12 protein-coding genes are annotated in these 14,741 nt (G+C 38.2%); 5 read left to right on the top strand and 7 right to left on the bottom strand.

Annotation, left to right across the window (positions count from 1 at the left end):
* The first annotated feature begins 122 nt into the window (after positions 1 to 122).
* Genes B3C94_RS00135 through B3C94_RS00115 form a run of 5 tightly spaced genes read left to right on the top strand, consistent with a single transcriptional unit; the run spans position 123 to position 4,343 of the window.
* Positions 123 to 770, top strand: a complete 648-nt coding sequence (locus tag B3C94_RS00135) for a MarR family winged helix-turn-helix transcriptional regulator (RefSeq protein ID WP_293897249.1) — start codon at positions 123 to 125, stop codon at positions 768 to 770.
* A gap of 60 nt (positions 771 to 830) precedes the next feature.
* Positions 831 to 2,309, top strand: coding sequence for a phytoene desaturase family protein (locus B3C94_RS00130; protein ID WP_293897247.1), 1,479 nt, complete (start codon positions 831 to 833; stop codon positions 2,307 to 2,309).
* 4 nt (positions 2,310 to 2,313) lie between these two features.
* Positions 2,314 to 3,150: a phytoene/squalene synthase family protein gene (locus B3C94_RS00125; protein WP_293897245.1), complete on the top strand. Its 837-nt coding sequence runs from the start codon at positions 2,314 to 2,316 to the stop codon at positions 3,148 to 3,150.
* An 18-nt stretch (positions 3,151 to 3,168) separates the two neighbouring features.
* Entirely contained in the window at positions 3,169 to 3,627 is a 459-nt protein-coding gene (locus tag B3C94_RS00120; RefSeq protein ID WP_293897243.1) for a sterol desaturase family protein, read from the top strand.
* Positions 3,627 to 4,343: a lycopene cyclase domain-containing protein gene (locus B3C94_RS00115; RefSeq protein WP_293897241.1), complete on the top strand. Its 717-nt coding sequence runs from the start codon at positions 3,627 to 3,629 to the stop codon at positions 4,341 to 4,343. Before B3C94_RS00120 ends, B3C94_RS00115 begins: the two co-directional genes overlap by 1 nt.
* A 76-nt stretch (positions 4,344 to 4,419) precedes the next feature.
* Here the strand turns inward: B3C94_RS00115 and B3C94_RS00110 are convergent, their stop codons facing one another.
* The 7 genes from B3C94_RS00110 to B3C94_RS00080 form a co-directional block, all read right to left on the bottom strand.
* Complete coding sequence (locus B3C94_RS00110) at positions 4,420 to 6,777, bottom strand: TonB-dependent receptor domain-containing protein (protein ID WP_293897239.1); 2,358 nt, start codon at positions 6,775 to 6,777, stop codon at positions 4,420 to 4,422.
* A gap of 70 nt (positions 6,778 to 6,847) precedes the next feature.
* Positions 6,848 to 8,188, bottom strand: coding sequence for a PepSY-associated TM helix domain-containing protein (locus B3C94_RS00105; protein WP_293897237.1), 1,341 nt, complete (start codon positions 8,186 to 8,188; stop codon positions 6,848 to 6,850).
* Positions 8,189 to 8,418: 230 nt separating this feature from the next.
* Complete coding sequence (locus B3C94_RS00100; protein WP_293897235.1) at positions 8,419 to 9,642, bottom strand: hypothetical protein; 1,224 nt, start codon at positions 9,640 to 9,642, stop codon at positions 8,419 to 8,421.
* 24 nt (positions 9,643 to 9,666) lie between these two features.
* Complete coding sequence (locus tag B3C94_RS00095; RefSeq protein ID WP_293897233.1) at positions 9,667 to 12,087, bottom strand: TonB-dependent receptor; 2,421 nt, start codon at positions 12,085 to 12,087, stop codon at positions 9,667 to 9,669.
* Between the two features lie 131 nt (positions 12,088 to 12,218).
* On the bottom strand, positions 12,219 to 13,418 hold the full coding sequence (locus B3C94_RS00090) for a hypothetical protein (RefSeq protein WP_293897231.1): 1,200 nt from the start codon (positions 13,416 to 13,418) through the stop codon (positions 12,219 to 12,221).
* Between the two features lie 9 nt (positions 13,419 to 13,427).
* Positions 13,428 to 14,030 carry a hypothetical protein gene (locus B3C94_RS00085; protein ID WP_293897229.1) on the bottom strand — a complete coding sequence of 201 codons (603 nt, stop codon included), beginning with the start codon at positions 14,028 to 14,030 and terminating at the stop codon, positions 13,428 to 13,430.
* A 21-nt stretch (positions 14,031 to 14,051) separates the two neighbouring features.
* Positions 14,052 to 14,615 carry an RNA polymerase sigma-70 factor gene (locus B3C94_RS00080; RefSeq protein WP_293897623.1) on the bottom strand — a complete coding sequence of 188 codons (564 nt, stop codon included), beginning with the start codon at positions 14,613 to 14,615 and terminating at the stop codon, positions 14,052 to 14,054.
* Positions 14,616 to 14,741 lie beyond the last annotated feature (126 nt).

The raw sequence follows: 14,741 nt of genomic DNA, 5'->3' as shown, positions 1-14,741 counted from the left end.
TTTTCATTCAGTCTAGGTTAAAACAAATATTTGAATTTTTAAAGTATAATTTTATTCTATTTTTAGACATTTTTAAAATAATTAAAACTATTAATGGTATATTTATGTTTTAATTTAGCGTTATGAAGTATAGACTTTTGAAAGAGATACTTGACTTAGTTGAGCAATTTGAAGATGAAAATTCGGAAAAGAGGTACACGGATGATGCGGAGGGGTTTAAAACTTGGATAGCAGATGAGTTATTGGGCGAATCAATAGAGCCGGATTGGGAAGGTAAAGAAAAGGGGCGTAGTCCGGAGAGTGTAATAAGTACCTTGCTTGTGCATATGAATAGGTTTGCGAAGAGCTACTCGAAGGCAGCAATAAATGGATCTGATTTTTCTACACAAGAGGAATTTATTTATTTGATCACATTGAGATCATTTGGTGAGATGACGAAGATGGAACTGATCAAGCGGAATATTCATGAGAAACCTGTTGGTATGGCAATCATTAATAGACTAATCAAGCAGGACTGGATTGCACAGCATGATTCTGAATTTGACAAACGCAGTAAGCTGATCAATATTACCGAAAAGGGGCTAGCAGCTTTGGATGGACAAATGGAAAAGATACGCTATGCTACCAAGATTGTTTCAGCCGATCTCACTCATGCGGAGAAGATAGCGCTTATTGGCTTGTTAAATAAAATGAGCAATTTTCATCAGGTCATTTATGAGAGAAATATTGGCCCTGAAAAGTTGTTGGAAGAAATTGAAATCAAAGAATGAATCAGGTGAATAATGGACTCGTATCGGTCAACCATGCGGGAAGCTAAAATGGAATGCAAAATGAGAAAGAAAGTTGCGATCATCGGTGCCGGTTTTTCAGGCCTTTCGGCAGCGTCTTATATGGCAAAAGCGGGCTATGATGTGCATGTTTTTGAGAAACATCCACAACCCGGTGGGCGGGCGAGGCAGTTTTCGACTTCAGAGGGTTTCAAGTTTGACATGGGCCCCAGTTGGTATTGGATGCCGGATATCATAGAATCGTACTTTTCGGATTTTGGCTACAGTGCTGCGCATTTTTTTGAGCTCGTCTCGCTGAACCCACAATTTGAGATGATCTTTGATACTGGGAAAATTAGCGTTCCCTCCTGTTATGAGGATTTGAGACAATTATTCGAATCCATAGAAAAGGGGGCTGCAAAGCAGCTCGATAAATTTATGGAAGCAGCCAAATTTAAATATGAAGTAGGGATGCGTGATTTTGTATACAAACCATGTCACAATTGGCGTGAATTTCTATCACCAAAAATAGCTCTAAGTGCCTTTAAATTGGATTTGCTTTCCAATTTTAGATCCTATGTGGCACATTATTTTAAAGATAAAAGACTCCGCACACTGATGGAATTTCCGGTCATTTTTTTGGGTGCTTCACCCAAAGATATTCCCGCATTGTACAGCTTGATGAACTATGGGGGCTATGCCTTAGGGACTCATTATCCCAAAGGCGGATTTTATCAGCTGGTGCTAGCGATGCAGCAAGTCGCTAAAAAGCAGGGGGCAACGTTTTATTTTAACCATAATGTTGATGAATTTCTGATCGAAAAAAACGCTATCACTTCGATTATGGTTAACGGAAAGAGTATTGCATTTGATCTTATTGTCGCCTCGGCCGATTACCATCACGTCGAAACACTATTGCCTAAGGAACTGAGAAACTATGATGATGCTTATTGGGAGAGTAGGACCTTTGCGCCTTCTAGTTTGATTTATTATCTCGGTATGAGATCAGCCATTCCTAACTTGAGACATCATACGCTCTTCTTTGAGCACGATCTAGATGATCATATTGATTGCATCTATGGCGAAAAAAAATGGCCTCAAAACCCGTTATTTTATGCGTGCTGTCCTTCAAAAACCGACTTAGATGTTGCCCCAGAAAATCAGGAGAATCTTTTTCTATTGATGCCATTGGCGACGAATATTGGGGATGGAGAGGAGACGCGCGAGAAGTATCTGAAGCAAATGTTAAAACGTCTTGAAAAACAAACAGGAACAAAAGATCTGTATGAACAGATCGTTTTTAAACGAAGTTACTGTGTCAGTGATTTTGCCATCGATTATAACGCTTATGGCGGGAATGCCTACGGCTTGGCAAATACATTAAAACAGACTGCTGTCTGGAAACCCAAAATTAGAAATAAAAAAGTGTACAATCTTTTTTATACTGGACAGTTGACGGTACCCGGGCCAGGTGTGCCACCATCTATTATATCTGGAAAACTAGTCGCCCAGGAAGCGATTAAATTAAATTATAATCCGTAAGACCATGAAACAGCTATTTGATGAACTCGCTTATGAAGTGAGCAAAAAAACGACCGAAAAATATAGTACGAGTTTTTCGCTCGGTATTTTAGCCCTTAAACCCAGCATTCGCGCTAGTATATATGCAATTTATGGGTATGTCAGACTCGCAGACGAGATCGTAGATAGTTTTCATGGTTATGATAAACAACGGTTACTAGCCAGATTATACTTGGAGACAAATCATGCCCTCGAAGAGGGGATTTCGCTGAATCCAATCTTGCAATCCTTTCAGGAAACTGTAAGGAAATATCGCATCGACATTGATCTCATCCGTCAATTTCTCCATAGCATGGAAATGGACTTAAAAAAGGTGGATTATAGTTCGGAACTTTATAAAGAGTATATTTACGGTTCAGCCGAAGTAGTTGGACTCATGTGTTTACAGGTCTTTACAGAAGGAAATAAACAGCGCTATGACGAATTGAAACCTTATGCGATGAAATTGGGATCCGCGTTCCAAAAAATAAACTTTTTGCGCGATCTCAAGGATGATTATCAGGTGCTTGGCCGTACCTACTTCCCAAACTTAGATATGGCTGTGTTTGACAATACACTAAAAAGTCAAATCGAGGAAGAAATCCAACAGGAATTTAAAGAAGCGCTTTTGGGAATTAAAAAATTACCGGCATCAGCGAAATTTGGGGTTTATCTAGCTTATAAATACTATCTTTCGCTATTCGCCAAGATTCGTAAGAAATCTTCAAAGGAAATTTTAGAAAAGCGGATCCGGATTCCCAATACTGAAAAGGCTTATGTAGCTTTTAAGAGCTATTTGCGTTATAAAGCGGCCTATTTATAAATTATTAGCAGATAGCCTATGAATCTTATTATTTTACTGATTACTTTTATTGCCATGGAAGGTGCCACTTGGTTGATTCACAAGTATATTATGCATGGTTTTCTATGGGGATTGCATCGAGACCATCATGATCACAGTAACGATGGCTTTTTAGAAAAAAATGATTATTTCTTTGTCATCTTTGCACTGCCCACCATCGCGCTGATGTATTTTGGTTCTCTGAGAGATTATAATTATCTATTTTTTATTGGTTTAGGTATTATGCTGTATGGCATGGCCTATTTTTTTGTACATGATATTTTTATCCATCAAAGATTTAAACTGTTGAGCAAAACAAACAATAGATACTTTTTGGCGCTCCGGCGTGCCCACAAGCAACATCATAAGCATTTGGGGAAGGAAGATGGGGAGTGTTTCGGCTTTTTGTATGTTCCGATCAAATATTTTAAAATGTATAGTAATAATGAAAAAACGTGATGCAGTATACTTATGCGCTTATCTTATTTTTTACGGTAATTGTCTGCTTTGTCGCATCTTTCGATAAGCGACTGCGATTTGACCGTGAGTTTGTTCCATTTTTTAAAGCATCAGTTCTTGTTGCCGTGTTTTTTATTGCTTGGGATATCTGGTTTACTAGCCGTGGAGTCTGGTGGTTTGATACAAAATATACGATAGGTCTGGTTATAGCAGGCCTTCCCTTAGAAGAATGGTTATTTTTTATCTTTATTCCATTTTCCTGCATTTTTACCTATTTCTGTATTGACAAATTTTTCAAATTAGAATCGCTAAGTGCTTTTAATAACATCTTGGTTTTTGTGAGTACGATTATATGTGCAGTCATTGCGCTTCGATATGCTGACCGTATCTACACGCTAGTGACTGCTCTTGTTACAATATTTACACTATTGATCTTTCATTTTGTGCTCCGGGTACAATGGATTACCCAAGCTTCCCTGGTCTTTACTTTGCTGATGCTAGGTTTTTTACCCGTGAATGGCATACTAACCGGAACAGGGTTAGAATCTCCGATAGTCAATTATAACCCAGAAGATTTTATGGGTTTTAGGATACTCACCATCCCCGTTGAAGACGCCGTTTACGGATATTCCCAGTTTTTATTAGTTCTTTATTTTTTTAAGAAATTTCAGAATAGATTCGAGTCGAATTCTTCCCCTAAGTTTGAAGCTGTTTAGGGTTTTCTATTCAATCAATAGCTTTCAAATGAAATTGTTGGATTAGCTGGTTTTCATTTAATAGTTTTTATCCTGTTTAGCTTCCGAATCGATAGCTTAGGGACAGCAAGACTTTTCTATTATCTGGAAAATCTGAGTAAAACACTTTTAGGTCTCCATACTCGCTGATCAATTGCGGATTTGCATTTCTGAGTAAACCATTAGCGGTCAGTTTGATCATGCCTCGATCTCCGAACATCTTCTTTTCTGCTGCCAGATCCATACCGTACCGTTTGTCTGTTCTTGAAGGACCTGTGGTAATGCCTGACCGATAATAAAGTGCTATTTCAGTGCGAAACCCATATTTGAATTGCAGTGTATGCCGGCTGTTAGCCGTCCAGCTAGATCCTTTTGAATTTAGATTTACATTTCCGATTTCGCCAGAATAGTTGTTGTAAAAAGCATTGATATAGTGACTTGCTGTCCACCAGGTGCGAAAAGTTTGATTGTACATGACACTTCCGCTATAATTCAGATAGCGTCCAATATTTTCTGGTCTAGATAGATTTTCGCCAACTTTATCTCCTTGACGGACAATCCAATTGATCATATCTCGCCCATAAGATAAACCCAAAGTAGTAAATAACTTGTTTTTGTAGCCATGGCCTATTTCGGAAATGTAACTCTTTTCAGGTTTTAAGTCTGGATTTCCTTCATTGTAACTATAAGCATCTTCATAGACCCTAAATACATTAATGTCGTGATCGCCGGGTCTTTCTATACGGCTGCTAAAAGATGTCCTCAGCGTGTTTTTTTCGTTCAAATGGTACAAAAAAGATCCGCTTGGAAACAAATCAAAATAACGTTGATTATTTTTTTTGTTCAATGTAACCTGATTGGCATTGATGAAGGTATATTCACCGCGCAAACCGACCTGATATTCTATTTTTTTTGATTTCCCGGAAAATATCGCATAGAGTGCTTCAATATGTTGTGTGTATTGAAAACGATTGGAAGTATTTGGATCCTTTTTCCAAGAGCCATTATCCAATACGGTATTGATGACATCATTATTGATAAAAAAATAGGTGCCTTTCCAGCCCAGCTCAATTTTACTGGAATCAGTTAACGGTTTACTATAATCAAGCCTTCCGGAATAAGTCGTATTGCTTAGATCTTGTACATTGGTCCTTCCGGTAGTGGATTGTTTTTCCGATTGCAAATCGAATTTATTTGTTTCGAAACGATTATTGTAGTCATTTCCGTGGGGAGCAAAGTCGAAATTAAATTTTAAAAAATGATCTTCTCCCTCGTATTTATTGACGTAATTGATGTTAAATGTCCAGTTTTTGAAAGATTCATCAAACTGATTGTTACTCAGTGCACGTTCAGTTTGCACGTTTGCAGGATAGTTCCAGGTATCCATTTCGATTGATGCATACGGCTTATAATTGCCATACATCCAGTGTACACTTCCATCGAGGATTCCACCATCAGAAAATTCATATTTTGCTCCAGCCCGAACGCTGTGAAAAGAGGCGTCGTCTAGTTTTTTGTTTTCATACTGTCTTTGAAAGGAGGTCAAATTTCCCTGATTAAAAAAGCTTCTTTCGGTCTGATTATGGCTGTTGCCACGGTCATAGCTCTTATTACCCTGTACGTACATATCTAGGCCGTTTACTTTATAATGTAAGCCGCCACCGAAGCCACCATAGAATTGTCGACCATGTCCGGCACGCAGGAATGCATCGCCTCCAAAACCTACTTTTGTATTTCTCTTTGTTACGATATTGATAATCCCTGCTGTTCCGGAGGCATCTTCACGGGCAGAGGGATTACTGATCAGCTCTAGTTTTGCCACTTCAGATGCCTGAAGCCCACGCAAGATGCTTGCAAGTTGTTCGCCCGATACATACATATCACGGCCATTAATTCGTACGTTGGCTCCGGCACGACCCTGAATTGAAAAATTGCCTTTTCCATCGGAAACAAGACCAGGTGTTTTTTCTAGTAGCTCGAGGACATTGTTTCCTTCAGCCAGAACGCTCCCCTCTACATCAACAACCATTTTATCGGCGTATTGGCGTATGCCGGCCTGCTTTCCGGTTACATGAACAGTTTCCATCCGATGTTCGACCGGCTGTAGAAAAATAGGAACTGTCGTTTGATGTTCTCCTGTCAGCCGATAGGATCTACTGAACACGCTTGTGTGTCCAATAGAGCTATAGCGGATCACATAGTCTCCATTTTTTATAACATGGAATAGAAATGAGCCATCTTTGGCTGCATCTGCCTGCATGACTAATGCTGAATCCGGCAAATGTAGAAGGCTGGCGGTAGCGCCTTTAATCGGATGCCCATCTTTGTCAAAGATTTTTCCGGCTATTTTTGTCTGTGCCATTAACCCTACGGCAGAACTAGAAAGCAGAATAGATAATAATGTCGATTTAGTCATAAAAGTATCCTCTTTGTCCTTTCTAGTGAAAGGACCGTCATTAGCATAAATTAAATAGTAGTTAGTAAACCTATGTATTTGTTGATTTTGGGCGAAAGCGGATTTTTGGTTTTCTTACCTGTGCATTTCCCTGCGTATTTGGAACCATATTGTCACAAATAGCATCAGATTCTTTCATTGAATTATTACGGCCTTTTTTCTTTCCCCATTTGCGATTATACCAAATAATAAAACCTGTAACAGGTAGTGATCCTGCGATAAATGTGAGAAAAAAAGCGAGTAATTTTGTTGGAAATCCCCCAATAGAACCTACATGTATATCGTAATTAAGTCTTCTGAATTTTTCTCCGGCACTGAGTTCGTAGAAGTCTTTATTAAACAGTGTTATATTATTTGGTAGAAAATTTCCTGTATACTGATCAAATGAATAATAGCGGTTGTTATACTGTCTATCCATATTATTACGGATATATACCGAAATGGTAGCGTCTTTTTTTTCAGTATCCGGATAAGTGATTGTCAGGTAATGAGGATCTTTATATTGCGTAAGAATGCCTTGGATCTCTTGATCAAAAGCCTTTGGGAAATATGCTAACTGATCGATCCTCGTCGAATCTGAATGCACGGAAGTTCGTTCGGCCAGTGGGGTTCCCCAGTTTGTAGACCAATAAAGTGCTCTGTTAAACCAGTCGATACCATAGTACATTCCTGTCACGGCCAATAATAGAATTAAAAGAAAAGAATAAAAACCAACTACATTATGAAGGTCCAGATTGACCCGTTTCCAGCCTGCTTTCCACTTGATCTTAAAGCTTTTTTCCCGTGTTGATTTTGTCCATTTTTTTGGGTACCACCACACTAATCCAGTCATTAGAGTAATACTGAATATCAAGGTGGCATAGTTGACAATGGGACGCCCAATATCCCGTGGAAGCCATAAGAAACGGTGTCCATTGAGTGTCCATGCAAAAAAGCTGTTTAATTTTTCTCTTCGTCTTGCTTCTTCTGAATTGTCTTCAGTTTTTACGCCAAGATACTTACCTGTATAGGGATGCAGCAGGTGGACTTCCGGTTTTGTGTTTTCAGTGTGCCCAGTTTCTTTTGCTAGCATGGTAAATGAAACTGGATAATCTCTTGTATATGTAATACTACGTACCCTGCTGTTCGGGTAAAGAGAGTCTGCGATTCTGCTAATTTGGGATGGGGAAACCAGAGATTTGCTAGCTGCAAGGATATATTGCCGTTCTTTTTTCGGAATAACAAGATCCATAATTTCATGGTTAAAAACCCAAAGGCAGGCCATCAGACAGATGACAAAGACAATAATTCCAGAGATCAATCCCAGCCAGAGGTGCAGCCAATTATTGACCAGCCGAACCGTTGAATTATTTCTTTTCTTTCTTATCGCCATTTCCAGTTATTTTACGGCAAAGCTCAGTGATGTATCAATAAATACAGCGCGTGCTGAAGCAGATAGCATAATAAAGTATAGGAGGAAGGTTATTAATAGTGTTTTCATTTGATTTGAATGTATGCGTTGTCAATATAGAAATACCTAGCTCCGAATTTGTACACTGAGCATTAGGCAAAATAGCGCTGACTGTATATCCGGCTAGGTATTTCTGAGAGTTTTGCGGGTATTTATTTGAGCTTATTTAGGTGATAAACTTGCGTAATTCCCGGATCGATCTCGGCACCGCGTTTTACCGAATTTTTTGCTGGATCGTATTCATATACATACCATTTAGACTCGTCTGTTTTAAAGATATCGTATAGTTTTCCGTTCTCCATAAAGTTCATCGTCGTTTTTGATTCGCCGCCACCGACTAAAATCCGTAGATCTGCCACGATTTTTTTATTTGCGGGATCAATTACAAAAGGACTTATATATACTTTACCATCGCCTAGTTTCTGTACCTGTGATATGTTGTTGCTAAATACGTTGTAATCTTTTAAGTCGAAGAAATAATCTGGATCGAAAGTAGTCTGTCCCGATTTAATACGTAACAAGCCATATGTCGCTGCATCTGTCTTTTTGGTTACAATGTATAGGTCATTATTGTCGTCTGTAAAAGTAAGTGTCTGAACTTCCCAGTGACCGGCAGCAAAGCCCCCGCGAGCATCTTTTACGATTTTACCATTTGCCAAACTAGGGTAATCACATACATACATGTAGGCTGTATCGATAATATCCTTACGGGTTTCATTACTTCTATATTTGTGACCGACAAATAATTTGTCGCCTATTTGCGAAAAGCTTGTTGGTACGATATAAGGGTTATGGTCTTTCCCTTCAGGAGTTTTAGGATTAAACGTGATCATTGGTATTTCGATACCCATTGTTTTATTGATCGTCATGTTGTTGATGTTCATAAAATAGATGGGTTGTTCCAGCACATTTTTCTCCTTATTTGTTGTCCCCGCAGTTTTGGTAAATACCATCTCATTTTTTGTGCTGATATCTTTTAAGACTTTACCCAAGTAGAAGTTTCCAGGGAAGGCATAGTTGTTCGTTTCTTTCCAAGACTTACTATTGACCACTTCAAATTGACTGAATCGGGTGCCGTCATTTGAGAGGTAATATTTACCTTCATAGGCGTAGGCATAAACGGCATAAAATGATGCTGGTAGGTGAGAAGTAATATCAATTCCTTGATTGTTATTGGGAGTCAATAACGTATCTTTCATTAAATTATCAGCTGTGAGCAGATAAGAAGATCCAGCCGCGGTGGTCACCCATACACTATATAAGCTATTTGAAGTCGGTGTAGTTTCATCAGGTGAAGTCGTGTCGGGAGATTTCTTGCACGAAGTAAATAATGCAGCCGCAGCGAATATTGCAATGGCGAATTTGTTGATTTTCATAAAAAATATGTATTTATTTGTTTTTTACATAATGGATAATCTCAGCTTGACGTAGAATGCACGTCCAGGCCGCTGTAGGCGAAAATTGTCGTATGCTCTTTCATCTGTTAGATTTCTCGCCTCAAAGGATACATTGTATTTGTTGCGGTCCCAGGCGTAACTAAGTACCGCGGAGTGGACATTTTGAGATGGAATGAGATCTTTGGATTCAAGCGATCCTTGATCTGATTCGGTGAGGTAAAACCAATGTGTATATTGATATAAGTATGAAAGTTGTATTCTGCTTCCTTTTTGAAACCAGTTATTCTGGATCAGACTAATGTCTGCATTTCCATAAACCCAAGGTCGGTTAATGAGTTGCTTGCCATAATTTATACTGATTTGCTGGCGTGAATCGTCTGTGTATTTTTTGTTGTAAGTAGCTTTATCGTAAGAGCCATTTAGGGTAACCGACAACAGATCTTTAAAGCCGTATTTGACTTCGGCCTCAAAGCCGTAGAGCTTCACACCTTCCTCATTGTAGCTTTGAAAAAAGGAATTTCCATTCTGCATGACCGCACGGCTGTTTATATAGTTATCTGCCAAACGATAGAAACCTGTTACGTCAACATTTAGAAAATGGTCCTGATTGATGTACGTATTGTAATAAAATCCGGTATTGATATTGTCGCTGCGTTCCGGCTTCAAATCCCAGTTGGATATTGTATTGATACCGTCACCATAAAGCGCTGTCATGGACGGTAAATTGTATGCTCTTTCATAAGATAGTTTCCATCCACCATCCTTGGTTATCCTATACCGAGAGGCTAGGCTCATGCTATAGTAATTCCCTTGTTTTTTTTGACTGATTATTCCGCCGCTGATTAAATTGTTATTTGCATCAAAGATGCGTTCGTCAATATCTTTTGAGGCATTCATGCGGTAGTATTTTACGGCTAATACATTTGATAGGCGCTTGTCAAACCATTGGTTTTGCCATGATAAACCCAAAATATGTCTGCCCAGATAGGATGGCAAACCTGAACGGTCATAATTGCCGATTAGATCATATTGTTTCTGATCGTTGCTGTTGAAATTGTAGTTGAAGTTTAAGCTTTGATTACGGGCTTCGTCAAAATCATAGTTTAGATTCACCCGCGCCAGATAGTTTGACAAATTGTATTTTGTATCCATTTGCGCATTCGGCGCAGTGCCTTTGTAATTCGAGATCCAGTTTCCAGACCAGTCGTAATTGTACATAGCTGTATCGCGCGCATATCTGGTATCGTAGCTATAGCTTGTGAAAATATCTGCATATAAGCGATTAACAAGAAAATTACTTTTTTTATAGCTTAAGGTTGGCATCAGATAATTGCTTTCAGACCACATTCCGCCAAACACTTTGCTAATGGAAGCTCTGAGCTGGTTTTCCTTGTGATTTTGCGAATAGGTCAGACCGGCATAAAATTGATCAGCCCAGTGTACATCGCGAAAACCAACCTCCAGTTGCCCCATTGCCGAAGTATAGGCATCGTTAAATCGCTTAGCTTTAGGAAGCGTGACATACTTGTTTTCGACAGTTTTCTCAATAAGAACATTGTACTTTTCATTGGTGTACATGTTATAATCATTGTCTGAATGATTGTAAAATGCATTCATCCTGAAGGATAGTTTGTTTTTGGGATTAGTAAAGGTACCCACAATGGCCGCCTGATGGGTGTTAAATGAACCATAGGAATAACTCAGATCCAGATAAGGCCTTGCACGGCGTTTTGTAATGATATTGACAGCACCTCCGAGCGCATCTGAACCCAAAAAAGCAGGCACGACACCTTTGTAAACTTCGACGCGATCAATCAGATTGACTGGAATATTATTTAATGACATCGAAGAACCAAAGTTCTCCATGGGCACTCCGTCGATGTAAATTTTAGCATTTAGCCCATTGATGCGGAATACAAAATTGGATCCTAGTCCACCATCTTCACGTATAGTCACTCCGGTAGCTCTTTTCAATACCTGGGTTAGATTGGCAGCTTCGTTGGCATGTTTATTCATGTCAATGACACTGACATTAAAGCCCGATCGCTTTATCTCAGCAACTTTGTGTTCATTTTCTGTTTTTCCAGGCGCAGAGACAACAACTTCATCGATGTAATTACGATCTTCTTTGAGCTGGAAATCCTGAATAAACTTATCATTTATTGCCCGCTCCTCGGAGCTATACCCGACTGCGGTAACCTGTATGATAGCGTTACCAGATAGGGCTGTCTGCAGTTTGTAATAGCCGTCAACATCTGAAGATGTACCTGTGCTCTGATCTTTTAGTCGTATTGTCGCCCCTGGAATAGGTGTCCCAAAATTATCTTTGACAAAGCCTGAAACAGCATTCTTTTTGGAAGTTTGAGCCTGTGTAAATACAGTAAAAATGAATAACAGTACAAAAGTAGATGTTGATTTCAACATTTTTATTTAGATTAAGTATATACAAGAGAGTTGCCTATACTGATCTATTACCGAATGTTGATTTTAGATATTTTTCGAAAAAATATACAAATGGTTGATTATGAGTGTTATTTTTTTGCGGTAATAGTTTACTATTTCATATAATTCATACGAACAGTAAAATTTGCTGTATTGGGGAGTTTGAGACCTTTCGAAATCTCTTTTGTCTGTAGATTGTACCTCCATACGCGATGCTCATCATGTACGTCATCAATAGCAATATATACATATCTTGTATCGGTCCAGACATTTTCTTTCTGCGTCCCTTTATCTAGCGGAAGCTGAATTTTTTCGATATAACCAGATTTTAAATCGACTATCCTGTATTCAAACTGATAGACGGAATGATAATTGGAAAAATCAGTGTACAGTTTTTTCTGTTCATTGCGTATAATGGCCTTCCCATTTCCAGCGTACCAGATCCCATAAGCATGATTTCCGATTGACTTGGAAATATTAATCATAAAGTCTTGATCGACGAGTTGCTGACCTTTCTTTTTTCTAAAAATAGCCGTTGGTAATTTAAGGTTGTTGCCCAGTGCGATGCCGGGGTTAGTCATAAAATAATAATCTCCCTGTTCGTCTTTAAAACTGTAGGATTGGATAATATTGAAACCGCCGGGATAAGTTGAACGGGTTTCTTTCTGAATATTTAAAAGTTTAAAGCTATCGTATTTTATAGTTGCGTAATAAGTTGTATCAGATGTAGTATGCCCATATTTTCCAGATGATTTAAAAAAAGAATAGGCGATCCAGAGATTGTTATTTTCAATATCCACAAGACCAAGATGTAGCGCTTTATATTCTTTTGTCGCAAACGGCAGGACAATCGTATCCTCTTTGATGATTTTCATAGCCGCAACGTTAATCTGATAGAGTCTAGCTTGAGAGGTATTCTCCGTAAAATTTTCCCGACAGAGCGCAACGAGATTTTTATCGTCTTTCCATGTTATGGTTTCAAAATCACTGTTTTTTAATTGAATGCTATCGATAAGAACTAGAGAAGAACCTTGCAATTGGTATTTTTTAAACAGGCTGGTTTGACTTGATAATCTATAAAAAAAACCGTTTTTATAAATATATTCTCTTTCTTGTATACGCGAAGTAGACAGTGGGATTTCTAAAGTCGGACTATTCGTGTCGTCCAAATGCTCGGAAAACAGTAAGCTGGTTGGGGCCTCTTCTTTATTGAACAGGCAAAAAACAAAATTCGGATTTATATTTTTTTCAGGACTTCGGCTACAGGAAAAAATAGAAATTGCAAGGAAAGACCACAACAATAATCGCTTCATGTTTGTCTATTAAATGCTTTGAAATTGTTCCCTGATTTTAATCTGCATAGTGGATGGTAAAAAAGCTAAATCACTTTTCTGAAAGGCAACTATTTTACCAAAATCTGGAGAGTCAGAGACAAAATATTCCCTTCCAGCTTTAAATATCAAGGTATTGTGGTTACTATCCAAAAGCTCGAAATCCCTTTTGGGTTTAATGATAAAATCGCCTGAAAAAGTAAGTTTTTTATTGACCAGATCGATATTGGCTGTGCTGTTTTTACTTAATTGAACATCATAATGATCTTCAGTAAAGAGTTTGCTGTTTTCAACCGATGTGTTGGTAAATGTAAGATTATCCAAAGCAGGGTGTGAGAAATGGAATACTGAAAAACCGAGGACAAAAATTACTGCTGCAGCAGCTGTCAATCTTGCCCAATATAATTTTCTATTTTGAGAAATGGTCGTAGAAAGGTTATTCCATAAGTCAGATCCGATTTCCTCGTTTATATCCTTATTTTCCAACATACTATCCCAAGAATCATTGTTCAGCCATTTTTCTACCAAATGCTTGTCGGCCCCAGAACATTGACCTGAAGCATATTTTTTAAGTATATCTTGGTTGATTTCCATCTTTTGATAATACGTGTACATTCAAAAGTACAAAAAAGTAATTAATAGGAATCTAGCAATATTGATATTACAATACTTTTTAAGTCTTATTTTAATGACTGATAATGCCTTGCTGATATGGTACTCAACTGCTCTTTCTGTAATTAATAGGTTTGTTGCGATTTCCCTGTTGGTTAATCCTTCATCACGGCTCAGTTTATAAACATTTTTACATTGCCTCGGTAAAGACTCAACAGCATCATCCAAATGATTTTTTAGTTCTTTGTAATAGATATAATTATCTTCGTAAGATTCGCTAGTATTATTTGAGATCACTTCATGGTGTCTCTCTTTATTTCCTTTATTCCTTAAGAACTCCAGCGATTTTAATTTAACCGAACGTATGAGATAACGTTCAGCATCTTGTAAATGAAGGTGATATCTTCGTTCCCAGAGAGATTTAAATACATCTTGGACAATTTCTTTTGCATCATCTTCATCTTCCACGCTTTTAAGCGCAAATGAAAACATCCTCTTCCAATACAATTGAAAGAACTCTTCGAATTGTTTTCTGTTAATCTCTATTTTACGTATCGAGGTTTTCAAAGCATCCAAATATACACTCTATTTAGACTTGTTCCAAATAAAATGTAGGTAGAACAAAAATCCGCCCATCACGATTCCGATTTCTCAAAATAAAGTTGGGTCAATACTCATAAGACTTAAACAATA

The sequence above is a fragment of the Sphingobacterium sp. UBA5670 genome, from assembly GCF_002420705.1.
Classification (GTDB): domain Bacteria; phylum Bacteroidota; class Bacteroidia; order Sphingobacteriales; family Sphingobacteriaceae; genus Sphingobacterium.
The sequence above is the reverse complement of the archived record's forward strand: the minus strand, read 5'-3'. Positions and strand labels throughout refer to the sequence as shown.

Bases quoted from the DNA above. Each gene is read 5' to 3' on its own strand.
- B3C94_RS00095 (WP_293897233.1), bottom strand. From the start codon at position 12,087: ATGTTGAAATCAACATCTACTTTTGTACTGTTATTCATTTTTACTGTA.
- B3C94_RS00100 (WP_293897235.1), bottom strand. From the start codon at position 9,642: ATGAAAATCAACAAATTCGCCATTGCAATATTCGCTGCGGCTGCATTA.
- B3C94_RS00135 (WP_293897249.1), top strand. From the start codon at position 123: ATGAAGTATAGACTTTTGAAAGAGATACTTGACTTAGTTGAGCAATTT.
- B3C94_RS00085 (WP_293897229.1), bottom strand. From the start codon at position 14,030: ATGGAAATCAACCAAGATATACTTAAAAAATATGCTTCAGGTCAATGT.
- B3C94_RS00105 (WP_293897237.1), bottom strand. From the start codon at position 8,188: ATGGCGATAAGAAAGAAAAGAAATAATTCAACGGTTCGGCTGGTCAAT.
- B3C94_RS00090 (WP_293897231.1), bottom strand. From the start codon at position 13,418: ATGAAGCGATTATTGTTGTGGTCTTTCCTTGCAATTTCTATTTTTTCC.
- B3C94_RS00120 (WP_293897243.1), top strand. From the start codon at position 3,169: ATGAATCTTATTATTTTACTGATTACTTTTATTGCCATGGAAGGTGCC.
- B3C94_RS00125 (WP_293897245.1), top strand. From the start codon at position 2,314: ATGAAACAGCTATTTGATGAACTCGCTTATGAAGTGAGCAAAAAAACG.
- B3C94_RS00130 (WP_293897247.1), top strand. From the start codon at position 831: ATGAGAAAGAAAGTTGCGATCATCGGTGCCGGTTTTTCAGGCCTTTCG.
- B3C94_RS00115 (WP_293897241.1), top strand. From the start codon at position 3,627: ATGCAGTATACTTATGCGCTTATCTTATTTTTTACGGTAATTGTCTGC.
- B3C94_RS00110 (WP_293897239.1), bottom strand. From the start codon at position 6,777: ATGACTAAATCGACATTATTATCTATTCTGCTTTCTAGTTCTGCCGTA.